Source organism: Bradyrhizobium sp. R2.2-H (genome assembly GCF_004346455.1).
In the GTDB taxonomy this organism is placed as follows: Bacteria; Pseudomonadota; Alphaproteobacteria; order Rhizobiales; family Xanthobacteraceae; genus Bradyrhizobium; species Bradyrhizobium diversitatis.
Genome location: NZ_SMBR01000010.1, coordinates 189,662 through 212,462, shown reverse-complemented (window position 1 = coordinate 212,462; position 22,801 = coordinate 189,662). Strand labels below are relative to the sequence as shown.

Annotated in this window: 17 protein-coding genes and 2 pseudogenes; 12 read left to right on the top strand and 7 right to left on the bottom strand. The window is 65.8% G+C overall.

Annotation, left to right across the window (positions count from 1 at the left end; genetic code table 11):
* Positions 1-59: 59 nt before the first annotated feature.
* Both EDE08_RS25730 and EDE08_RS25725 read right to left on the bottom strand, forming a co-directional pair.
* Positions 60-1,256, bottom strand: coding sequence for an acetyl-CoA C-acyltransferase (locus EDE08_RS25730; RefSeq protein ID WP_131871447.1), 1,197 nt, complete (start codon positions 1,254-1,256; stop codon positions 60-62).
* A gap of 238 nt (positions 1,257-1,494) precedes the next feature.
* The gene (locus tag EDE08_RS25725) at positions 1,495-2,265 is read right to left on the bottom strand and encodes an enoyl-CoA hydratase (protein ID WP_131871448.1); all 771 of its coding nucleotides are present in this window, start codon (positions 2,263-2,265) and stop codon (positions 1,495-1,497) included.
* A 157-nt stretch (positions 2,266-2,422) separates the two neighbouring features.
* Here EDE08_RS25725 and EDE08_RS25720 point away from each other — a divergent pair, with 157 nt between their 5' ends.
* The gene (locus tag EDE08_RS25720) at positions 2,423-2,950 is read left to right on the top strand and encodes a PaaI family thioesterase (protein ID WP_165936158.1); all 528 of its coding nucleotides are present in this window, start codon (positions 2,423-2,425) and stop codon (positions 2,948-2,950) included.
* A gap of 69 nt (positions 2,951-3,019) precedes the next feature.
* Complete coding sequence (locus EDE08_RS25715; protein WP_131871450.1) at positions 3,020-3,640, top strand: TetR/AcrR family transcriptional regulator; 621 nt, start codon at positions 3,020-3,022, stop codon at positions 3,638-3,640.
* A gap of 112 nt (positions 3,641-3,752) precedes the next feature.
* Here EDE08_RS25715 and EDE08_RS25710 read toward each other — a convergent pair whose 3' ends face one another.
* A complete protein-coding gene (locus EDE08_RS25710; protein WP_131871451.1) occupies positions 3,753-4,661 on the bottom strand; it encodes a LysR family transcriptional regulator in 909 nt (302 codons plus the stop codon).
* Between the two features lie 101 nt (positions 4,662-4,762).
* Between EDE08_RS25710 and EDE08_RS25705 the strand changes: the two genes are divergently transcribed.
* The 8 genes and pseudogenes from EDE08_RS25705 (at position 4,763) to EDE08_RS25670 (ending at position 14,436) form a co-directional block, all read left to right on the top strand.
* Positions 4,763-6,259: a CoA-acylating methylmalonate-semialdehyde dehydrogenase gene (locus EDE08_RS25705; RefSeq protein WP_131871452.1), complete on the top strand. Its 1,497-nt coding sequence runs from the start codon at positions 4,763-4,765 to the stop codon at positions 6,257-6,259.
* A 182-nt stretch (positions 6,260-6,441) separates the two neighbouring features.
* Positions 6,442-7,587 (top strand): isobutyryl-CoA dehydrogenase, encoded by a 1,146-nt coding sequence (locus EDE08_RS25700; protein WP_131871618.1) that lies wholly within the window; start codon positions 6,442-6,444, stop codon positions 7,585-7,587.
* Entirely contained in the window at positions 7,584-8,651 is a 1,068-nt protein-coding gene (locus EDE08_RS25695; protein ID WP_131871453.1) for an enoyl-CoA hydratase/isomerase family protein, read from the top strand. The genes EDE08_RS25700 and EDE08_RS25695 overlap by 4 nt, the downstream gene beginning before the upstream one ends.
* Before the next feature lie 13 nt (positions 8,652-8,664).
* Positions 8,665-9,567: pseudogene (gene mmsB, locus EDE08_RS25690) on the top strand (3-hydroxyisobutyrate dehydrogenase); the annotation flags it as partial.
* On the top strand, positions 9,567-11,285 hold the full coding sequence (locus EDE08_RS25685) for an AMP-binding protein (protein WP_131871455.1): 1,719 nt from the start codon (positions 9,567-9,569) through the stop codon (positions 11,283-11,285). The pseudogene mmsB and the gene EDE08_RS25685, both read left to right, overlap by 1 nt.
* A 131-nt stretch (positions 11,286-11,416) precedes the next feature.
* Positions 11,417-11,896, top strand: coding sequence for a MaoC family dehydratase (locus EDE08_RS25680; RefSeq protein ID WP_131871456.1), 480 nt, complete (start codon positions 11,417-11,419; stop codon positions 11,894-11,896).
* Positions 11,897-12,117: 221 nt separating this feature from the next.
* Positions 12,118-13,035, top strand: a complete 918-nt coding sequence (locus EDE08_RS25675; protein WP_131871457.1) for an SDR family NAD(P)-dependent oxidoreductase — start codon at positions 12,118-12,120, stop codon at positions 13,033-13,035.
* A 223-nt stretch (positions 13,036-13,258) separates the two neighbouring features.
* Positions 13,259-14,436, top strand: a pseudogene (locus EDE08_RS25670) (TIGR03862 family flavoprotein).
* Between the two features lie 187 nt (positions 14,437-14,623).
* Here EDE08_RS25670 and EDE08_RS25665 read toward each other — a convergent pair.
* From EDE08_RS25665 to EDE08_RS25655, 3 genes are all read right to left on the bottom strand, one after another.
* Positions 14,624-15,703: a D-TA family PLP-dependent enzyme gene (locus EDE08_RS25665; protein ID WP_131871458.1), complete on the bottom strand. Its 1,080-nt coding sequence runs from the start codon at positions 15,701-15,703 to the stop codon at positions 14,624-14,626.
* A 61-nt stretch (positions 15,704-15,764) separates the two neighbouring features.
* On the bottom strand, positions 15,765-17,576 hold the full coding sequence (locus EDE08_RS25660; RefSeq protein WP_131871459.1) for an ABC-F family ATP-binding cassette domain-containing protein: 1,812 nt from the start codon (positions 17,574-17,576) through the stop codon (positions 15,765-15,767).
* Positions 17,577-17,578: 2 nt separating this feature from the next.
* Positions 17,579-18,070, bottom strand: a complete 492-nt coding sequence (locus EDE08_RS25655; protein WP_131871460.1) for a YaiI/YqxD family protein — start codon at positions 18,068-18,070, stop codon at positions 17,579-17,581.
* Between the two features lie 103 nt (positions 18,071-18,173).
* Between EDE08_RS25655 and EDE08_RS25650 the strand changes: the two genes are divergently transcribed.
* Complete coding sequence (locus tag EDE08_RS25650) at positions 18,174-18,971, top strand: hypothetical protein (protein WP_131871461.1); 798 nt, start codon at positions 18,174-18,176, stop codon at positions 18,969-18,971.
* A gap of 160 nt (positions 18,972-19,131) precedes the next feature.
* Here the strand turns inward: EDE08_RS25650 and EDE08_RS25645 are convergent, their stop codons facing one another.
* Positions 19,132-21,504 carry a xanthine dehydrogenase family protein molybdopterin-binding subunit gene (locus tag EDE08_RS25645; RefSeq protein WP_131871462.1) on the bottom strand — a complete coding sequence of 791 codons (2,373 nt, stop codon included), beginning with the start codon at positions 21,502-21,504 and terminating at the stop codon, positions 19,132-19,134.
* 209 nt (positions 21,505-21,713) lie between these two features.
* Between EDE08_RS25645 and EDE08_RS25640 the strand changes: the two genes are divergently transcribed.
* Positions 21,714-22,799 (top strand): Ppx/GppA phosphatase family protein, encoded by a 1,086-nt coding sequence (locus EDE08_RS25640; RefSeq protein ID WP_131871463.1) that lies wholly within the window; start codon positions 21,714-21,716, stop codon positions 22,797-22,799.
* Positions 22,800-22,801: the final 2 nt, after the last annotated feature.

Below are 22,801 nucleotides of genomic sequence, written 5' to 3'. Positions count from 1 at the left end.
GCACGGGCGAGGGAAGTCTGAAATGACAGACTTCCCTTGATTTCGGCCATTGCGGACGGCTAGTGCGCCGGCCGCTCCACCGCGATGGCCGTGGCTTCGCCGCCGCCGATGCAGAGCGCGGCGATGCCGCGTCTGAGGTTCTGCGCCTCGAGTGCATGCAGCAGCGTCACGATCAGCCGCGCGCCGGTGGCGCCGATCGGGTGTCCGAGCGCGCAGGCGCCGCCGTTGATGTTGAGCTTGTCGCGGGGAATGCCGAGATCGCGTTGCGCAGCCATCGCGACCACGGCGAACGCCTCGTTGATCTCGAACAGGTCGACATCGGAGGCAGCCCAGCCGACCTTGTCGAGCAGCTTGCGGATCGCCGGAATCGGCGCCGTGGTGAACCATTGCGGCTCCTGGCTGTGAGTGGCGTGGCCCTTGATCTCGGCGAGAACAGGTAGGCCGCCCCGATCGGCGAGCGAGCGCTTCGTCAGCACGAGCGCAGCGGCGCCGTCGGCATTGGCGGAGGAGGCCGCCGGCGTGATAGTGCCGTTGGCGCGGAACGCCGGCTTCAACCCGGGAATCTTGGCGGGGTCGACCTTCAGCGGATGCTCGTCATTGGCGATGACGCGCGGGCCGGCCTTCTCGGTCAGTGTGATCGGCGCGATCTCGGCCTTGAACGCGCCGCCCTCGACCGCCTTGCGGGCGCGGCTGAGCGTCTCCATGGCATAGGCATCCTGGTCCTTGCGGGTGAACTGATAGGCTTCCGCCGTGGCCTCGCCGAAATCGCCCATGGAACGGCCGGTCTCATAGGCGTCCTCGAGCCCGTCCATCATCATGTGGTCGATGATGCGGTCGTGGCCGACGCGATAGCCGCCGCGTGCCTTGGCGAGCAGATAGGGCGCATTGCTCATGCTCTCCATGCCGCCGGAGACGACGATGTCGGCCGAGCCGGCGCGGATGATGTCGTGCGCCAGCATGGTCGCCTTCATGCCGGAGCCGCAGACCTTGTTCACCGTGGTCGCGCCGGTGGCATCGGGCAAACCGGCGCTACGTGCCGCCTGCCGCGCCGGCGCCTGGCCTTGTCCGGCCGGCAGCACGCAGCCCATGAAGACCTCGTCGACCTTTTCGGGGGTGAGCCTGGCGCGCTCCAGCGCCGCCCCGATCACGTGCGATCCGAGCTTGTGGGCGGCCAGCGGCGACAATTCGCCCATGAAGCGGCCGAGCGGGGTGCGGGCGGCGGAGACGATGACGACGGGATCGGCGGCTTCGGCCATGACGGAACTCCCTGCAATGACGGATAAGATTATGGTCATCATATGATGCGACGCAAAAAATGCAACCGCGCCAGGGATGAGAAAATGTCGTGGCTCGGATGAGATTCGCTCACCGCACACTGTCATCGCCCGCGAAGGCGGGTGATCCAGTATTCCAGAGGCGGTGCGGCTAGAACCGAGAAGCCGCGGCGTACTGGATGCCCCGCCTTCGCGGGGCACGACACCGTCTTTGGTGCGCCTACCGCTTCCGGTTCGCAAATGCCTGCATGAGCCGCGTCGGCTCGTCTGTCAGGAACGACTCGCCGAACACCTTGACGCTCAGATTCACCGACTCCGTCAGCGGCAGTTCCTCCCATTGCCGCAACAGGGCCTTCTGCGATCGCAGCGCCTCGGGACCGCATTCGAGCAGCGCCTTCACGGTGTGCTCGATCACGGCATCGAGTTCGCCCTCCGGCGCGACCTTGTCGATCAGTCCCCAGGCCAGCGCGGTCGGGGCGTCGATGTTCTCCGCCGTCATCACCAGCCAGCGCGCGCGGGCCCAGCCGATCAGGCGCGGCAAGAGAGCGGCATGGATCACCGAGGGGATGCCGACGCGCACCTCCGGCATGCCGAAATGCGCATCATGCGCGGCAATGCGGAAGTCGCAGGCCGCTGCCACTTCGAGCCCGCCGCCGAGACACCAGCCGGGCATCCGCGCAATCACCGGGGCAGGGAATTGGCGCACCGCCTCGCAGAGATCGCGCAGGCGGCTGATGAAGGTTTCGGCGGATTTCTGGTCGAGCTTGGCCATCTCCTTGATGTCCGCGCCGCCGATCATGCTCTTCTCGCTCTGGCCGCGCAGCACCACGACCCGAATGCTGCGGTCGGACGCGAGCTGCTGGAGGCCTTCGCGTACGGCCTCGGTGACGGGCGAGCCGAGAATGTTGAGCGGGCCGGCGTTGCAGATCGCGACATGAACGACGCCGCGCGCGTCGCGCGTCACGCCGCAGTGGTTGTTGAGCATTTCCATCGGGGCATCTCGAAGGTTCCGTGGACGCGTGCGAGGCGCACTGGTCGGGATCACTTCCGGGCCGAAACGGCCGGCTTGTCAAGCGGGGCCCATGAGACCGAGTTGCCAGCGCGAAGTCCGTGGCATAGTATGACATATATCATTCAAAGAGGTGGCCATGACCGACATCGATCCAATCGCCCTGTTTTCGCCGGCGCAGCGGCGTGAGCGCGTGGTGGACTGGCAGGTGCCGGCGCCGGTCGCGAAAGCGGCGATGGGCCTATCGGGCATGGACGCCATGCTCGGCATTCGCGACGGCCGGCTGCCGCCGCCGCCTTTTGCGAAACTGATCGGGTTCATCATGGCCGTTGTCGAGCCGGGCCGGATCGTCATGGAACTGGAGCCGCGCGAAGATCTCGAAAACACCATCGGTCTTCTCCACGGCGCGACCGCAGCGGCGCTGCTCGATACGGCCATGGGATGTGCGATTTCGACCCGGCTCGAGGCCGGGCAAAGCTCGGTGACCCTCGATCTGAAGCTGACCTATCTGCGTCCGCTGTCGGTTCGCTCCGGGCTGATCTCGGCCGAAGGCAAGGTGATCAAGCTGGGACGCCAGACCAGCTACACCGAGGGCTTTGTCCGCGACGGCAAGGGGGCCCTGGCGGTCCACGCAACCGCAACCTTTTCCATGATCGGCGCAACTTAACGTGAATTAATGCACCGATCCCGGCATTTGCGTGCTATGAGATGACTCTCGACATCCAATGAGATCCGCATGCGCTATTCCCCGGAACACAAGCAGGAAACCCACGATCGGATCGTGAAGAAGGCCTCCGTGCGGCTGCGCGAGAAGGGCGCTCATGGCATCGGCGTCGCCGATCTCATGAAGGAGGCCGGCCTGACCCATGGCGGCTTTTACGCGCATTTCGATTCCCGCGAGGCGCTGGTGATCGAGGCCTTTGGCTATGCCATGGACCGCTCGATGGAACACTGGCGCAAGCTCACCGGCGAGGCCGCTCCTGAAAAGCGCCTGGCGCTGGTCGCGGAGAGCTATCTGTCCACGCTGCATCGCGACAATCCCGGCCATGGCTGCTCGATTCCCGCGCTGGGCGCCGAGATCGCCCGCGAGAGCCCGAAGACACGCAAGGCCTTTGCCGGCAAGCTCGACCAGATGATCGAGATGATGACCGACTATGTCCCGAACATGCCGCGCAAGGCCGCGCGCAAGCAGGCAATCGCGACGCTCGCGACGATGGCCGGCACCATGCTGCTGGCGCGCATCGCCGGATCGAACGAATTGTCGGATGAGGTTCTGAAGGCCGGCCGGGATAGCGCGCTCGATGGCGTGAAGCGCCAGCCGAAGGTGCCTGCGGCGAAGAAGGTGAAGCAGAGTTAGGCCGACCTCGGCAGCCGTAGGGTAGGCAAAGGCGCTCTTGCGCCGTGCCACCATCTGTCCACTCGCGCGACTGATATGGTGGGCACGCTTCGCTCACCCTGCGGAAACGGCGCTACCGTCCCGCAAACAGCGTCCGCTCGCGCTCGACGATCTCGCTGATGTAATCCGCCACCGCCCTGATCCGCGCGAGGTCCTTGCTGTCGGCGTGCATCAGCATCCAGAATGTCCGCATGATCGATATGTCGTCCGGCAGCACTGCGACGAGCTGCGGATGGTCGCTCGCCATGAAATGCGGGAGCACCGCAATGCCGAAGCCCGAGAGCGTAGCATTGAGCTGAGCGATCAGATTGGCGCTGCGAAAGCGCGCGGAAATCCGCGGCGACACCTGCGGCAGATAGTCGAGCTCCGGCGTGAACAGCAGCTCCTCGATGTAGCCGACGAAGCGGTGTTGCGGCAGGTCTTGCCGTGACGAGATCCTGGGAAAGCGGTCGAGATAGGCCGGCGAGGCATAGAGCCCGAGGCGGTAGTCGAGCAGCTTGCGGCCGACGATGCGGCCTTCCTTGGGCATGGTCAGGCTGATGGCGATATCAGCCTCGCGCTTGGAGAGACTGAATAGCCGCGCGGTAGCTACAAGTTGCAGATCGAGATCGGGATAGCGGTCGGCGAAGGGGGCGAGCCGGGGCGCCAGGAAGGCGGTGCCGAAGCCATCAGGGGCACCGATCCGCACCGTGCCGGTCAGCCGCGCCACGGAGCCGCCGACCTGCTCCTGGTTGGCGACGATGGTCGATTCCATCGCTTCCGCACTGTCGGCGACGCGTTGGCCGGCCTCGGTGAGGAGATAGCCGGTCTTGCGCCGGTCGAACAGCTTGGCCGAAAGGTGCTTTTCCAGCCGATCGACGCGGCGGATCACCGTGGCATGGTCGACGCCGAGCTGTTTTGCCGCAGCCGAGACCGAGCCGCCCCGCACGATGGCCAGCACGAAGCGAAAGTCGTCCCAGTCGATAGCGCCTTGATCCAGCATTTTCGCACATCTATGGTGCATTATCTCAGACTTGAATCCTATAAAATGCAGGTCGATAGGATTTGTCAAAGCGACCACGCTCGGCCTAAGGAGATTATCCCATGCGTTCAATCGGACATTTCATCGGTGGCAAGGAGGTCAAGGGGACCTCGGGCCGCACTGCCGACGTCTTCGAGCCGATGACCGGTGACGTCCAGGCCAAGGTCGCGCTGGCTTCCAAGGCCGAAGTCCGCGCCGCCGTCGAGAACGCGCGCGCAGCACAGCCCGAATGGGCCGCAACCAATCCGCAGCGCCGCGCCCGCGTGATGATGAAATTCGTGGAGCTGGTCCAGCGCGATTACGACAAGCTCGCCGAATTGCTCGCGCGCGAGCACGGCAAGACCGTGCCGGACGCCAAGGGCGACATCCAGCGCGGCCTCGAGGTCGCGGAATTCGCCTGCGGCATTCCGCATCTGATGAAGGGCGAGTACACGGAAGGAGCCGGTCCCGGCATCGACATCTATTCGATGCGCCAACCGCTCGGGGTCGTCGCGGGCATCACGCCGTTCAATTTCCCGGCGATGATCCCGATGTGGAAGTTTGCGCCGGCGATCGCCTGCGGCAACGCCTTCATCCTGAAGCCGTCGGAGCGCGACCCCGGCGTGCCGATGCTGCTCGCTGAACTCATGATGGAAGCGGGCCTGCCGGCCGGCATCCTCAACGTCGTCAACGGCGACAAGGAGGCGGTCGACGCCATCCTCGACGATCCCGACATCAAGGCCATCGGCTTCGTCGGCTCGACTCCGATCGCGCAGTACATCTACGAGCGCGCCGCGCAGACCGGCAAGCGTTGCCAGTGCTTCGGCGGCGCCAAGAACCACGCCATCGTCATGCCCGATGCGGACATGGACCAGGCCGTCGATGCGCTGATCGGTGCCGGTTATGGCTCGGCCGGCGAGCGCTGCATGGCCGTTTCGGTCGCCGTCCCCGTCGGCAAGTCCACCGCCGACCGTCTGATGGAGAAGCTGATCCCGCGCGTTGAGTCCTTGAAGATCGGCACCTCGATCGATCCGTCGGCCGACTACGGTCCGCTGGTGACGCGCGAGGCGGTCGAGAAGGTCAAGAGCTATATCGACATCGGCATCAAGGAAGGCGCGACGCTCGCCGTCGACGGCCGCGGCTTCAAGATGCAGGGCTACGAAAACGGCTTCTATCTCGGCGGTTCGCTGTTCGACAACGTCACCAAGGACATGCGGATCTACAAGGAAGAGATCTTCGGCCCGGTGCTCTCGGTCGTGCGTGCGCACGATTACAAGGAAGCGCTGGCGCTGCCGTCGGAGCATGACTACGGCAACGGCGTTGCCATCTTCACCCGCGACGGCGACGCCGCGCGCGACTTCGCGGCCAAGGTGAACGTCGGCATGGTCGGCATCAACGTGCCGATCCCGGTGCCGATCGCCTATTACACCTTCGGCGGCTGGAAGAAGTCGGGCTTCGGCGATCTCAACCAGCACGGCCCGGACTCGATCCGCTTCTACACCAAGACCAAGACGGTGACCTCGCGCTGGCCGTCCGGCGTCAAGGAGGGTGCGGAGTTCTCGATCCCGCTGATGAAGTAGTGCGATTGATGTGAGCTGCAGCGGCATCGGGAAAGCACCTCTCCCTTTGGGAGAGGTCGGCGCCAAGCGCCGGGTGAGGGGTTATGGTCTCTCGTTGGAGCCGCGCCCCCTCACCCGATTTGCTGCGCAAATCGACCTCTCCCCGCAGGGGAGAGGTGACCGAAGCCAGCGGGGGCCTTGAGGTGCAGTTCGCTCTGAACGAGGATCAGATCGCGGTTCGCGACATGGCGCTGGCGTTTGCGGCCGAGAAGATCGCGCCGCACGCGTTGCGCTGGGACGAGGAGAAGCACTTTCCCGTCGACGTCATGCGCGAGGCAGCGGCGCTCGGCATGGGCGGCATCTATATCCGCGACGATGTCGGCGGCTCCGCCATGACGCGGTTCGATGCGGCGCTGATCTTCGAGGCGCTGGCGACTGGCTGCCCGACCACCTCCGCCTTCATCTCCATCCACAACATGGCGAGCTGGATGATCGATGCCTTCGGCAGCGACACCCAGCGCCACACATGGTTGCCAAAGCTCTGCACCATGGAGCTAATCGCGAGCTATTGCCTGACCGAGCCGGGCGCGGGCTCGGACGCGGCAGCGTTGCGCACCCGCGCGGTGCGCGACGGTGACCATTACATCCTCAACGGCCAGAAGCAGTTCATCTCCGGCGCCGGCGGCACCGATCTCCTGGTCGCGATGGTCAGGACCGGCGGCGACGGCCCAGGCGGCATCTCGACCCTTGTCATCGACGGCAAGACGCCAGGCGTTTCCTTCGGCGCCAACGAGCGCAAGATGGGCTGGAATGCGCAGCCGACCCGCGCGGTGATGTTCGAGAACGCCCGGGTGCTGGCGGCCAATCGGCTCGGCGAGGAGGGCGTCGGTTTCAAGATCGCGATGGCCGGTCTCGACGGCGGCCGCCTGAACATCACGGCCTGCTCGCTCGGTGGCGCGCAGACTGCGCTCGACAAGGCGCGCGCCTACATGAAGGAGCGCAAGGCATTTGGAAAACGCCTCGACGAATTCCAGGCCCTGCAATTCCGCCTCGCCGACATGGCGATCGAACTCGAGGCCGCGCGCACCTTCCTGTGGCGTGCCGCGGCCGCGCTGGACCGCAAGGACCCCGACGCCACCATGCTGTGCGCGATGGCCAAGCGTTTCGGCACCGATGTCGGCTTCGATGTCGCCAACCACGCGCTGCAGCTGCATGGCGGCTACGGATATCTCAGCGAATACGGCATCGAGAAGATCGTGCGCGACTTGCGCGTGCATCAGATCCTCGAAGGCACCAATGAAATCATGCGGCTCATCGTGGCGCGCAAGCTGATCGAGGGCGCGCGATGAGCGGAGCGGAAGAGGGCGATCTCGTCGCGCGCGTCGAAGGCGCGGTCGGCGTCATCAGGCTCAATCGGCCCAAGGCCATCAATGCCGTCACGCTGGAGATGTTTCGCGACATCGACAAGGCGCTCGATCGCTTCGAAGCTGATCCCGCCGTCGCTGTGATCCTGCTGGAAGGTGCCGGCGAGCGGGGGCTCTGCGCTGGCGGCGACATCCGCACGCTCTGGGAGAGCTCCAAGGCTGGCGGCGACCTCGGCAAGATCCTGTGGCGGGAGGAATACATCCTCAACGCCCGCATCAAGAAGTTTCCGAAGCCGTATGTCGCCTTCATGGACGGCATCGTGATGGGCGGCGGCGTCGGCTTGTCGGCTCATGCCAGCCATCGCGTCGTCACCGATCGCACCAGGCTCGCGATGCCGGAAGTCGGTCTTGGCTTCTTCCCAGATGTCGGCGGCACCTATCTGCTGTCGCATTCGCCGGGCGAGATCGGCACCTATTTCGGGCTGACCGGCCAGACCATGAATGGGCCGGACGCGATCCACGCGAAGTTCGCCGATTGGGTCGTGCCGGCGGTGAAATTGCCGGAGCTGCGCGAGGCCCTGACAAAGCTCCGTCCCGGTGCGAGTGCCGCCGATGTCGGCAAGCTCATCAGCGGCTTTGCCACCGGCGAGACCGCGGGGCCGGTGGCTGCGAAGGAGCCTGCTATCGATTCGCTGTTCGGCTTCGACCGCATGGAGGACATCGTCGCGGCGCTGAAGCGTGACGGCTCCGAATTCGCACAGGCGACGCTGAAGACGCTCAACGAGAAATCGCCGCGCGGCATGGTGGTGACGCTGAAGCTCTTGCGCCTCGCGCGCCAATCATCGAGCCTGGAAGAGTGCCTGGTGCGCGAATACCGCGCCGCGCTGGAAGTCTTCCGCAGCGACGATTTTCGCGAGGGCGTGCGTGCCGCCGTGATCGACAAGGACCGCAACCCGACCTGGTTGCCGCCGCGGATCGAGGATGTGACGCCGGCGATGCTTGCGCCGTATCTCGTCGAGATCGGCGCCGACGAGTTGAAGTTCAACTAACAACGCTACAGCGGAGGAAACGACAATGGCCACGATCGCATTCATCGGTCTCGGCAACATGGGCGGCCCGATGGCCGCCAACCTGGTCAAGGCCGGCCACAAGGTGGTGGCGTTCGACCTCGTCGAGGCCTCCCGCAATCAGGCCAAGGCCGACGGCGCTGGCATTGCCGACAGCGCGCCCGCCGCGGTGAAGGGCGCCGATGTCGTCGTCACCATGCTCCCCGCGGGCAAGCACGTGCTCGGTGTCTGGAACGAGGTCGTGCCCGTCATGACCAAGGGCGCGTTGATCATCGATTCTTCGACCATCGACGTCGAAAGCGCGCGGCAGGCGCATGCGCTGGCCGCCAAGCACGGCGTGCTCTCGGTCGATGCGCCGGTCTCCGGCGGGACCGGCGGCGCCAAGGGCGCGACGCTCACCTTCATGTGCGGCGGCGAGGAGAAGGCGTTCGCAGCCGCCAAGCCGGTACTGGAGAACATGGGCAAGAAGATCGTCCATTGCGGCGGCGCCGGCGCAGGGCAGGCCGCCAAGATCTGCAACAATATGATCCTCGGCATTTCCATGATCGCGGTGAGCGAAGCGTTCGCGCTCGGTGAAAAGCTCGGGCTCTCGCACCAGGCGCTGTTCGACGTCGCCTCGACCTCGTCCGGCCAGTGCTGGTCGCTGACGACCTATTGCCCGGTGCCGGGGCCGGTGCCGACCTCGCCGGCGAACAACGACTACAAGCCGGGCTTTGCCTCTGCGCTGATGGTGAAGGATCTGACGCTGGCGCAGGACGCGGCGAAGGCTGCGGGCGCGGCGACGCCGCTCGGCAAGCATGCGCAGGAGATCTATCAGTCTTTCGACGCTGCCGGGCAGGGCGGGGTGGATTTTTCCGGAATTATCAAGCACGTTAGGAGTCTAGCCGGGAAAGCTTGATGACGACATTCCAGGAAGCGCGCGCGTTTCTGCTAAAGCACCGCACGGATTACGAGGCCGCGGTCAAGGGATTCCGCTGGCCCGATCCGGTTCCCTTCAACTGGGCGCTCGACTGGTTCGACGCCGAGCTGGCGGCAAATGCTGACAGCAAGGACCGGCCCGCGCTCTGGATTGTCGATGCCGCGCAGGACAAGCAGACAAAACTGTCATTCGCGGCGCTCTCGAAGCGCTCGAACCAGGTCGCCAACTTCCTCCGCGCGCAGGGCCTCAAGCGCGGCGACCACCTTTTGCTGCTGCTCGGCAATGTGGTTCCGCTGTGGGAGACGATGCTGGCGGCGATGAAGCTCGGCGTCGTCGTGATTCCAGCGACGACGCTGCTCACCGCTGACGAACTTCGCGACCGGCTCGATCGCGGCAAGGCGAAGGCGGTGGTCGCAGCCGAGGATCAGGTCACAAAATTCGCGAGCCTTGGCACCGAGAATGTCGTCCGCATCGTGGTCGGCGCGGCTTCCAACGGCTGGCTGGCCTATGACGAGGCGGCCAAAATGCCGGAGGGCTTCACGCCGGATGGCCTGACCAACGCCGACGACCCGATGCTGCTCTATTTCACCTCGGGCACGACGGCGAAACCAAAGCTGGTGCGGCACAGCCAGCGCAGCTATCCGGTCGGCCATCTCTCGACGATGTACTGGATCGGGCTGAAGCCCGGAGACATTCACCTCAACATCTCCTCGCCCGGCTGGGCCAAGCATGCCTGGAGCTGTTTTTTCGCGCCGTGGAATGCGGGCGCTGCCGTGTTCGTGGTCAACCAGCCGCGCTTCGATGCGAAAGGCCTGCTCGCCACGATCGGCCGTTGCGGCGTCACCACGCTATGCGCGCCGCCGACCGTGTGGCGGTTGTTCATCCAGGAGAACCTCGCCTCGTTCAAGGTGGCGTTGCGTGAGGTCTGCGGCGCCGGCGAGCCGCTCAACCCTGAAGTGATCGACCAGGTGCGGGCCGCCTGGGGGCTCACCATTCGCGACGGCTATGGCCAGACCGAAACCACCGCGCTCGCCGGCAACTCGCCGGGCCAGAAGATCAAGGTCGGCTCGATGGGCCGGCCGCTGCCGGGCTATCGCGTGCAGATCAGCGATGCCGACGGTCATCCCGCAAAGGAAGGCGAGGTCACGCTGGTGCTGGGCACCGATCGCCCCGCCGGCCTGATGCAGGGCTATCAGGGCGATGACGGCAAACTGTCCGGCGCCGAAGGCGAGCTCTATCGCAGCGGCGATGTCGTGTTCGAAGATGACGAGGGCTATCTCACCTTCGTCGGCCGCTCCGATGACGTGTTCAAGTCGTCGGATTACCGCATCAGTCCGTTCGAACTCGAGAGCGTGCTGCTGGAGCATGAGCTGGTCGCGGAAGCTGCGGTGGTGCCGAGCCCGGATCCGATCCGGCTCGCCATTCCCAAGGCCTTCGTGCTGCTGACGTCGGGCGCGGAGCGTTCACCCGAGACCGCGTTCTCCATCTTCAAACATCTCCATGCGCGCCTTGCACCATTCAAGCGCATTCGCCGTCTCGAAATCGTCACCGAGCTGCCGAAGACGATCTCTGGAAAAATCCGTCGCGTCCAGCTACGACGGCTGGAACGGGACAATGATCATGACGATCCGCTGCGCGGCCGGGAATTCCGCGAGGAGGAGTTTCCGGAGCTGGCGAAGACACGCGGCGAAAGCTAAGTAGGGAACTCGTCATTCCGGGGCGATGCGCAGCATCGAACCCGGAATCCATCGGGCCGCGGAGATGGTCGAGCGATGGATTCCGGGCTCGCGCTTCGCGCGCCCCGGAATGACAGTGGTTGGAGTCATCAATGAACGAAGTCTGGAAGAAGCCGCCGATTACGCTTCAGGCCTATCAGGCCATGGTCGGCAAGGAGATCGGCGTGTCCTCGTGGCACCTGATCGACCAGCCCCGCATCGACACCTATGCCGACGTGATCGAGGATCACCAGTTCATCCATGTCGATCCGGAACGCGCGAAGAAGGAGACCGCGTTCGGCACGACGATTGCGCACGGCTTCCTGACGATGTCGCTGATGTCGATCATGTCCTACGAGGTGATGCCGGTGATCGCGGGCACCACGATGGGCGTGAACTACGGCTTCGACAAGCTGCGCTTCATCTCGCCGGTCCGCTCGGGCAAGCGCGTTCGCGGCCGCTTCGTGCTGACGGAGGCCAAGCTGCGCAAGCCCAACGAGTTGCAGTCCCGCACCAACGTCACGGTCGAGATCGAAGGCGAGGACAAGCCCGCGCTGGTCGCGGATTGGCTCGGGTTGATCTATTTCGAGTAACTCCGCCCGCCATGGCCGGGCTTGACCCGGCCATTTATCGCTGCTCAAAAGCCGACCAAAGTCGGGGCGTCCCCTCTCCCCTTGTGGGAGAGGGTGCCTCGCGGAACGCGAGGCGGGTGAGGGGTCTCTCTCCGCGAACTCATCTGCCGAGAGAGACCCCTCATCCGGCGCTTCGCGCCACCTTCTCCCACAAGGGGAAAAGGAAGAACAGGACGTAATCCATGGCAATCAGGTTCGACGGACGCGTCGCCATCGTCACCGGCGCGGGCAATGGTCTTGGCAAGGCGCACGCGCTGGGATTGGCCAGCCGCGGCGCCAAGGTCGTGGTCAACGATTTCGGCGGCGCGCGCGACGGCACCGGCGGCTCGCTGTCGCCGGCCGAATCCGTGGTCGAGGAGATCCGCAAGGCCGGCGGCACCGCGATGGCCGACGGCGCTGATGTCTCGAACTTCGAGCAGGTCACCGCCATGGTCGAGCGTGCCACCAAGGAATGGGGCAGCGTCGATCTCCTGTGCGCCAATGCCGGCATCCTGCGCGACAAGTCGTTCGGCAAGATGGAAGCCGCCGATTTCCAGAAGGTGCTCGACGTGCATCTCGTCGGCACCTTTTATTGCTGCAAGGCGGCCTGGGCCGGCATGCGCGACCGCAATTACGGCCGCATCGTGCTGACCACCTCGTCCTCCGGCCTCTATGGCAATTTCGGCCAGGCCAATTACGGCGCGGCGAAGTCCGGCATGGTCGGGCTGATGAACGTGCTGGCGGAAGAGGGCCGCAAGAACGACATCCGCGTCAACATCATCTCGCCCACGGCAGCGACCCGCATGACCGAAGAGCTGCTGCCGCCGCAGGCGCTGCAACTGATGAAGCCGAACGCGATCACGCCGGCGGTCGAGTACATGCTCAGCGAGGACGCGCCGACCCGAACCATCATGGGCGCCGGAGCCGGCTCCTTCGCCGTGATCAAGATTTTGGAGAGCGAAGGCATCAACCTGCCGGAGTCCGAATGGACGCCGGACGCGGTCGCCGCGCATTTCGCAGAGATCAGCGACATGTCGAAGGCCAAGGCGCTGACGGGCGCGTTCGAGCAGACGCAGAAGTATGTGGCGCAGGCCGCGGCAAGAGCGGGGATCAAGCTCTAGCCGGACTGTCATTCCGGCGCGTCGCAAACAGCGAGCCCGGAACCGTACTCTCGTCATGGCCGGGCTTGTCCCGGCCACCCACGTTCTTGCGAGGCTCTCGTAGATGCCCGGGACAAGCCCGGGCATGACGACCTGTTCCGTAGAACCGGCGTGCTCTAAAATTCGGACCATGACCTCAACGGACAACCACATCGCCGTCATCGGCGCCGGCCCCGCCGGGCTGATGGCGGCGGAGGCGCTGGCGCAAGGCGGCGCCCGCGTCACCGTCTACGACGCCATGCCGTCCGCAGGCCGCAAATTCCTGATGGCCGGCCGCGGCGGGCTCAATCTCACCCACAGCGAGCCGCTGCCGCAATTCATGGCGCGCTATCGCGAGGCGGCACCGAAGCTGCAAGCGGCGATCGCAGCGTTCCCGCCGGACGCGCTGCGCGCCTGGAGCGGGGCGCTGGGCGAGGCGACCTTCGTCGGCTCCAGCGGTCGGGTGTTCCCGAAAGCGTTCAAGGCCTCGCCCCTGCTGCGCGCCTGGCTGCGGCGCCTCGATGCCAGCGGCGTACGGTTTGCCTTCCGGCATCGCTGGACCGGCTGGGATGGCGAGGGGCGGCTGCTGTTTCGAACGCCCGATGGCGAGGCGGCGGTCGTTGCCAACGCCGCGGTCCTCGCGCTCGGCGGTGCAAGCTGGCCGCGGCTCGGCTCGGATGGCGGCTGGGTCGGGCTCCTCGCTGCCAGGGGCGTTGCCATCTCCAAACTGCGGCCCGCCAATTCCGGCTTCACGGTCGCGTGGTCAAATGTGTTCCGCGATCGCTTCGAGGGCCAGCCGCTCAAGGGCGTGGCGCTGACGGTCGGTGCACACACGGTGCGCGGCGAAGCCATGATCACCCGCAGCGTATCGAAGGCGGTGCGGTCTACGCGCTGTCGGCGGAGTTGCGGGAGGCGGTGCTGGGTCTTGGCCAGGCGACGTTGATGATCGCGTTGCGGCCCGACCTCGATACGGGCGCGTTGACGACGCGGCTATCGGGCACGCGCGGCAAGCAATCGCTGGCGAATTTCTTGCGCAAGGCCGCGCAATTGTCGCCCGTCGGAATCGGCCTGATGCAGGAGGCCGCCATTGCGTCCGGCCGAACGCTGGCCTCGTTCTCGCCGGTGGAGCTTGCGCAGCTGATCAATGCCATTCCGGTTCAGCTCACAGGCGTCGCCCCGATCGCGCGCGCGATCTCGACCGCGGGCGGGATCACCTTCGACGAGCTCGACGACCGCTTCATGCTGCGCAAGCTGCCCGGCGTGTTCGCCGCCGGCGAGATGCTGGACTGGGAAGCGCCGACCGGCGGCTACCTGCTGCAGGCCTCGTTCGCGACGGGGCTTGCTGCGGGCAGGGGCGTGCTGGAATGGCTGAAGCGTTCGTAGAACGCCGCCGCCCTTCGAGGGCCGCTGAAGAAGCGGCCACCTCAGGGTGACGGCTACGAAAGAGCGTTAGCATGCGCTGGCTTAGTCTAGAGAGAGCGTCATCCTGAGGTGCGAGTGGCGCGATGCAAGGCAGCGCGCCGGGAGCCTCGAAGGATGCGCGGGCGTTCCGATGCGAGCGACGCAGGCCCTACCGCAGCTTCCCCCGCGCGGCCACCGGCAGCGTGCCGATGATCTCCTCGCCGCGCACCATCACCACCTCGTCCATCATGTTGACGACGACGCAGACATGGTTCGGCACGATGCGGACGACGTCGCCGACATTCGGCCGCGTGTTGCTGCGGGAGAGATCGAGGAAGCCGTGCTCCTCGGCGAATTTCGCGATCTTCGCCTCGGGATGCTCCAGGATCAGGCCGTGACCATCGAGGCCGCCGGTGTCCGTGGTTAGCGTCTTCGAGCCGGCGTCGAGGATGCCGCGCTCGGGCGCGGCGCGGCTCACCACGGTCGAATAGATGTGCAGCGCGCAATCGTCCCAAGTCGCCGAGCCTGCAGCGACCTGCATGCGGTCGTTGTAGATATAGGTGCCGAAGCGATGCTCGGTGCCGCCCTTGAGCTTGCCGAGATTGACGAGATTCGGCGTGCCGCCGGTCGAAACGATCTTGGCGTCGAGCCCGTGCGCTCGCACGCCGGCCAGCGCCTCGTCGTAGAATTTCTGCGCGTCCGCCCAGCCGGTCTCGGTCGGATACAGCATGAAGCCGGCGAACGCGAGTCCCTTGGAGGCTGCGATCTCACGCGCCAGCGCGATCGCCTCGGCCGGCGTCTCGACACCCGCACGCTTGCGGCCGGTGTCGCATTCGACGACGACCGAAAGCGGACGGCCCGACGCCGCAGCCGCCTTGGGCAGGCCGGCAACGACGGTCGAATTGTCTGCCGCCACCGTCATGTTCGCCTTCGCCTGCAGCGCGCCGAGGCGCGCCATCTTCTCTTCGCCGAGCAGATTGTAGCTGATCAGGATGTCGTCGATGCCGGCATTGGCCATGATCTCGGCTTCGCCCAGCTTCTGGCAGGTGATGCCCTTGGCGCCGGCCGCAACCTGCATCCTGGCGATGGTCGGGTTCTTGTGCGTCTTGATGTGCGGGCGGTTGGCGACGCCGGCGTCGTCGCAGGCCTTCTGGATGCGCGCGATGTTGCGCTCGACCCTGTCCATGTCGATGACGGCGCAGGGTGTGCCGTATTCGCGGGCGATCTTGGCGGCGAGGGGAGTGGTCATATGATCTCTCTGTTTCCGACCCTGTAGGATGGGTAGAGCGCAGCGAAACCCATCCTACAAGTTAAGCTTGTTCAATCTCTTCACGGAGCATTTCGAGTTCGAGCCAGCGCTCTTCGGCGGCGGACAGTTCTTCATGCGCCTTGGCGATGGCCGCCGACGTGTCGTCGAACTTTTTTCGATCCCTGGTGTAGAGATTGGGATCGTCGAGAACGCGCTGCAATTTTGCAATATCTGCCTGCAACGTTTCCATCTTCTTCGGCAGCGTTTCCAGCGCGTGCTTCTCGTTGAAGCTGAGCTTGCGCTTGGGCGCCGAAGCTGGAGCAGCGGAGCGTTCCTCTTTCTTCTCCGCCGGGGCTTGCGTCTTCGCCGTTTCACGCTTGAGGTCGGCGCCGCGTTGCGCCAGCATGTCGCTGTAGCCGCCGGCATATTCGATCCACTTGCCGTTGCCCTCGGGCGCGATCACGGAGGTGACGACGCGGTCGAGAAAATCGCGGTCATGGCTGATCAGGATCACCGTGCCTTCGTAATCGCCGAGCATCTCCTCGAGCACGTCGAGGGTTTCGAGATCGAGATCGTTGGTCGGCTCGTCCAGCACCAGGAGGTTCGACGGCTTTGCCAGTGCGCGCGCCAGCATCAGCCGGCCGCGCTCGCCGCCGGAGAGCACCTCCACCGGCGTGCCGCGCTGCTCCTGCGCGAACAGGAAGTCCTTCATGTAGCCGACGACGTGCTTCGGCTTGCCGCCGACCATGATCTGGTCGCCGCGGCCGCCGGTCAGGGCCTCCGCCAGCGTCGATTTGGGATCGAGGCTTTCGCGGTGCTGGTCGAGAGTCGCGACCTCCAGGTTGGCGCCGAGACGTATCGTTCCGGAATTCGGCTGCGTGCCGCCGGTGAGCAGGTTGACCAGCGTGGTCTTGCCGGCGCCGTTCGGCCCGATGATGCCGAGCCGGTCGCCACGCTGGATGCGGGTCGAAAAGTTCTCGACGATCTTGCGCTCGCCATAGGCCTTGGTGATGGATTTCGCCTCGATCACCAGCTTGCCGGATTGTTCGGCTTCGCTGGCTGCGAGATTGGCGCTGCCGGCGGTGCCGCGATAGTTGCGGCGCTGGTCGCGCAGGGCATGCAGATTGGCGAGCCGCTTGACGTTGCGCTTGCGCCGTCCGGAGACGCCGTGGCGAAGCCAGTGCTCCTCATCGACGATCTTGCGGTCGAGCTTGTGCTGGTCGCGCTCCTCTTCTGCCAGCACCTCATCGCGCCAGGTCTCGAACGAGGCAAAGCCGCGGTCGATCTGCTTGATCCTGCCGCGGTCGAGCCAGGCGGTCGAGCGCGACAGATTGGTGAGGAAGCGGCGGTCGTGGCTGATGATCACGAGCGCGCTGCGGCGGCTGTCGAGCTCCTGTTCCAGCCATTCGATGGTGGAGAGATCGAGATGGTTGGTCGGCTCGTCCAGCAGCAGGATGTCCGGCGAGGGCGCGAGCACATACGCCAGCGCCGCGCGGCGGGCCTCGCCGCCGGAGAGATTGTGCGGGTCCTCGTTGCCGGTCAGCCCGAGCTGCTCCAGCAGATAGCGCGCCTGGTAAGGATCGTCGCCGGGGGCGAGGCCGGACTCGACATAGGCGAGCGTGGTCTTGTGGTCACCGAAGTCTGGCTCCTGCGGCAGGTAGCGCACGGTCGCGCCCGGCTGCACGAAACGAGTGCCGAAATCGGGCTCGACCAGGCCGGCGGCGATCTTGAGCAGCGTCGATTTGCCGGAGCCGTTGCGGCCGATCAGGCAGACGCGTTCACCCGGCGCGACGTTGAGCTCGACGCCGCTCAGGAGCGGCGTGCCGCCGAAGGTCAGCCTGATGTCCTTCAATTGGATCAGCGGCGGCGCCATGGTCAGCCCTGACTCGTTGCAGCCGCATCGGCGCGGCGGCGGGCGATCCGGCGCAGCGTCTGGTCGAGCGCCGAGAGGAAGGCGGAGCGGTCGCGCGGCGCGAACGATCGCGGGCCGCCGGTGACCTCGCCGGCCGAGCGCAGATCCGTCATCAGATTGCGCACTGCCAGCGTCATCCCGATCGACTCTTCGGTGAAGGGTTTTCCATTCGGCGCGATCACGTCGGCGCCCGCCTTCACGCAGCGGCTCGCCAGTGGAATGTCTGATGTTACGACGACGTCGCCGGGCCTGGCTCGCTCCGCGATCCAGTCGTCCGCTGCGTCCATGCCGGCACCGGCGGCGATACGCTCGATCAAGGGGTCCTGCGGCACGCGAATGAAATTGCCGGCAACGATGCTCACGGGCACGCCGTGCCGGAGCGCGACACGGTAGATCTCGTCCTTCACCGGACAGGCGTCGGCGTCAACATAGATGCGGGTGGGGGTGTCGGTCATTCGCCGCGTGGTACCCCATTCGGGCCCCAAAGGCGAGGGGATTGACCCTGGTTCCTCAGGCCCTACGATCGCCCCTGAACAACAAGAAACAGGGAAGATGCCCATGCCGAACCGGCTCGAAACCTACCGCGTCGAGGCCTACAACACCGCCAAGCAGTCCGAAAACAAGATGCACGACGACACGGTGGCTCGCCGCTTCGGCTTTTCCGGCGGGCTGGTCCCCGGCGTCGATGTGTTCGCCTACATGATGCACGTGCCGATCGCGCGCTGGGGACGCGATTTTCTGTCGCGCGGGCTGGTCGAGGCCCGCTTTATCAAGCCGGTCTATGACGGCGAAACCGCCGACGTCGATGCCACCGAGCACAACGGCCTGCTCACGATCGAGGTGTTCAGCCGCAGCGAGCTGTGTGCGACCGGGACGGCCTCGCTGCCGGCGGCGGTGCCGGCGGTGTCGTTGAGCGACTATGTGGAGGTGCCCGTGGTGGCCGAGCGCAAGCCTGTCAGTCCGGCCACGTTCGAGACGGGCAAATGGCTCGGCACCGCGCCGCGCCGTTGGGCCGGGCAGGATGCGGCGGACTATCTCGCCGACATCAGGGAGAAAGAGCCGATCTTTGCGCGTGAAGGGCTGGGGCACCCGGGCCTGATCCAGCGCGTCATGAACCGCGTGCTGGTGGACAACACCATCCTGGGCCCCTGGATCCATGTCGGCAGCCGCATGCAATTGCTGTCCGCCGCACGCGCCGGCGACGAGATCACCGCGCGCGCGAAAGTCACTGCGAACTACGAGAAGAAGGGCCACCGCTTCGTCGAGTTCGACGCGCTGGTCGTCGCCAACGGCACGACGCCGCTCGCGCACTGCCAGCACACCGCAATCTACCAGCCGCGTGAGGCAGCGGCGTAGGCTCTTCACCTCGCCCCGCTTGCGGGGAGAGGTCGGCGCGAAGCGCCGGGTGAGGGGGAGTCTCCGCAAGGACGGTGAGAGTTGGATTCGCGGAGAGTCCCCCTCACCCGAAGCCTCGCTGCGCTCCTCTCCCCGCAAGCGGGGAGAGGTGAACACACAACTACGCCGCCTTGGCCTGCGCCTCCTGGATCGCGCGCCACACGCGCTCCGGGGTCAGCGGCATGTCGATGTGCTTGATGCCGTACTCGGAGAGCGCATCGATCACCGCATTCACCACCGTCGACAGGCTACCGGCGCAGCCGGCTTCGCCGCAGCCCTTGCTGCCGAGCGGGTTGGTCGTGGCCGGCACCGGGTGGTCGCCGACCGCCATGTTCGGCACATCCTCGGCGCGGGGCAGGGCGTAGTCCATCAGTGAGCCCGTGATCGGCTGGCCGCTCTCGTCGTAGCGGACATGCTCCATCAGCGCCTGGCCGATGCCCTGGACGACGCCGCCATGAAGCTGGCCCGCGACCAGCATCGGATTGATCACCGTGCCGAAATCGTTGACCGCGCTGTAGCGTACAATCTGCACGACACCGGTGTCGGGATCGATCTCGACCTCGGCGACGTGGCAGCCGTTCGGGAAGGCCGAGGCGATCGGCTCGCTGGTGTGATCGACATCGAGCGTCTCAGGCACGCCCTCGGGCATCTTGCCGTCGTGCAACTTCTTGGCGAGCTCCATGATGTCGATGCTGCGGTCGGTGCCGGCGATCGTGAACCTGCCACCTTCGAATTCGATGTCGGCTTCGGACGCCTCCAGCATATGCGCCGCGGCGCGCTTGCCTTTCTCGATGACGAGCTTGGCGGCGCCCACGATGGCCTGGCCGCTCGCCATGATCGAGCGCGAGCCGCCGGTGCCGTTGCCGGTGTGCACGATGTCGCTGTCGCCCTGCACCAGCTTGATGTTCTCGAAGGGAACGCCGAGCTGCGCGCTCAGCACCTGCGCGAACGGCGTGGCATGGCCCTGGCCGTAGTCGAGCGTGCCGGTGATGAGCTGCACGGTGCCATCGGGCTCGAACACGATCTTGCCGAGCTCGGGGCTCGGCGGCGCCGTGACCTCGAGATAGGAGCCGACCGCGATGCCGCGCAGCTTGCCGGCCTTCCTGCTCTCCTTCTTGCGCTTGGCGAAATTCTCGTGGTCGGAAATCTCGAGCGCCTTGTTGAACACGGCCTGGAAGTCGCCGCTGTCATAGGTGACGCCGGAGGAGGCCGGGAACGGAATCTGGTTCGGCTTGATGAAGTTGCGCCTGCGCAAGGTCAGCCGGTTGATGCCCATCTCGTCGGCGGCGCGGTCGATCAGCCGCTCCATGTAGTAGTTGGCCTCGGGCCGGCCGGCGCCGCGATAGGCGCCCATCAGCGTGGTGTTGGTCAGCACCGTCTTGATGTCGACCGCCATCAGCGGCGTGCGATAGACGCTGGAGAAATTCTTGCCGGTGTTGAGCGAGAGCGGCCCCGGCGCGACGCCGGTGATGTAGGCGCCGAGATTGCCGTAGCCGGACAGCTTCGCTGCCAGGAAATGCCCCTCGGCGTCGAGCGCGAGCTCGGCATGGATCTTCTGCGCGCGGCCGTGGCTGTCGGAGAGGAAGCTGGTGGAGCGCTCGTCGAGCCACTTCACCGGCCGTCCCAGCGCCTTGGCCGCAAATAGGATGCACATGTATTCGGGATAGTTGACGTTCTTCATGCCGAAGGAACCGCCGACGTTGGCGGTCAGGATGCGCACCTTGTCATTCGGCACGTTGAGGTTCTTGGCGAGATTGGCGCGGTTGCCGGCGACACCCTGCGTCGGCACCTGAAGCGTGTAGCGCTCGGACTTCTTGTCGTAGGAGGCAAGGCCAACACGCGGCTCCATCGAGACCACGGCGACGCGGGTGTTCTCGATGTCGAGCTTTGTGACATGGGCGGCACTGGCAAACGCCGCGTTGACCTTGTCGATGTCGCCATAGTGGTAGTCGAGCGCGACATTGTTCGGGATGTGGTCGTAAAGCTGCGGCGCGCCGGGCTTGGCGGCCTCCTCGGGATCGGTCACCGCCGGCAATGGCTCGATGTCGAGCTCGACCGCCTCGGCGGCGTCGCGCGCCTGCGCCAGCGTCTCCGCCACCACGAAGGCGACGGGATCGCCGACGAAGCGGACCTTGTCGGTGGCGAGCGGCTGGCGGTTGGTCTGGAGCAGCGGCGAGCCGTCACGGCTCTTCAGCGGCAGGCCGCAGGTGAAGGGGCCGTAACCGGCGGCATCGAGGTCCTTGCCGGTCCACACCCCCAGCACGCCCGGCATGGCCTTGGCGGCATCGATGCCGATACCGCGGATGACGCCATGGGCATGGGTGGAACGGACGACCACGGCATAGGCCTGGCCGGGCAGGTTGAAATCGTCGGTGTAGCGGCCCTTGCCGCGCACCAGCGTGTCGTCCTCCTTGCGGCGGACCGGTTGCCCGACGCCATATTTTTGCAGTGCAATAGCGTTCTCGAGCGTGGACGATTTGGTGTGTTCTTGCATGGAATTGACCTGAAAAGCCGGCATTTGCGCATTTTCGCGGCAGCGGGAGACCGGACTCTCCTCAGATAGCCCACCACCCCGTTCACGACAACGCACGAATGGGCATGGTCCCATGTGATGCGTTGTTGCGCAGGCCTGCCGCGCTGCTAATGTTTCAGGCGAAAAATCAATTCCAGACCGGCCCGACCGGCCGCGGAAAGACAATTTGTATGAATGACCACACGCGGCTCCGCGACGGCCATGTAAGCCAACATGGGCCGCACGGTGAGCTGGAGGGGTCGATGGCGGCGGTGGCGTTGGCCGCCGATCCGGCCATTGGCGCGCAAGCGCCGGGAACCGGCGTCTATGCGGCGCTGGACCTCGGCACCAACAATTGCAGGCTGCTGATCGCCTGTCCGACCCACGACGGCTTTCGCGTGGTCGATTCCTTCTCACGCATCATCAGGCTCGGCGAGGGCGTCTCGGCGACAGGTTGCATCAGCGAAGCCGCGATCGAGCGCGCCATCGCCGCGCTCAGCATCTGCCGCGACAAGATCAACTTACGGAAGGCGCGGCGGCTGCGGCTGATTGCAACCGAAGCCTGCCGTGCGGCCTCGAACGCGGAAGGGTTCCGCAGCCGCGTCGCGGCCGAGACCGGCATCGAGCTCGAGGTGATCGACCGCGAGACCGAGGCCTCGCTCGCCGTGCTCGGCTGCTCGCCGCTGGTCGACCCCAGGGGACGCGGCGCGATCCTGTTCGACATCGGCGGCGGTTCGACCGAACTGGTGCGGATCGAGCGCGATCCCGCAAATCCGCAGCCACGCATCAAGGCCTGGATGTCGATCCCGTACGGTGTGGTCACGCTCGCCGAGCAGTTCGGCGGCCGCGACGTGACACCTGGGATCTATGCCGCGATGGAGCGCGAGGTCGCAAACCATGTCGCACCGTTCGCGGAGGAGCACGGCCGCGATCTCACCGACATGCATCTGCTCGGCACGTCGGGCACGGTGACGACGCTGGCCGGCATCCATCTCAACCTCGCGCGCTACGACCGCCGCCGTATCGACAGCATCTGGATGAACGATGCGGATATCACCGCGACCATCAGCAGGCTGCTCGGCATGAGCTACGAGGAGCGCGCGAACAACAGCTGCATCAGCGTCGAGCGAGCCGACCTCGTGCTGGCCGGCTGCGCCATCCTCGACGCCATCCGCCGCGCCTTTCCGCTGCCGCGCCTGCGCGTCGCCGACCGCGGCTTGCGCGAAGGCATGCTGGTCGAGATGATGCGCGAGGACGGCGCGCTCAGGAGCTGGTGAGT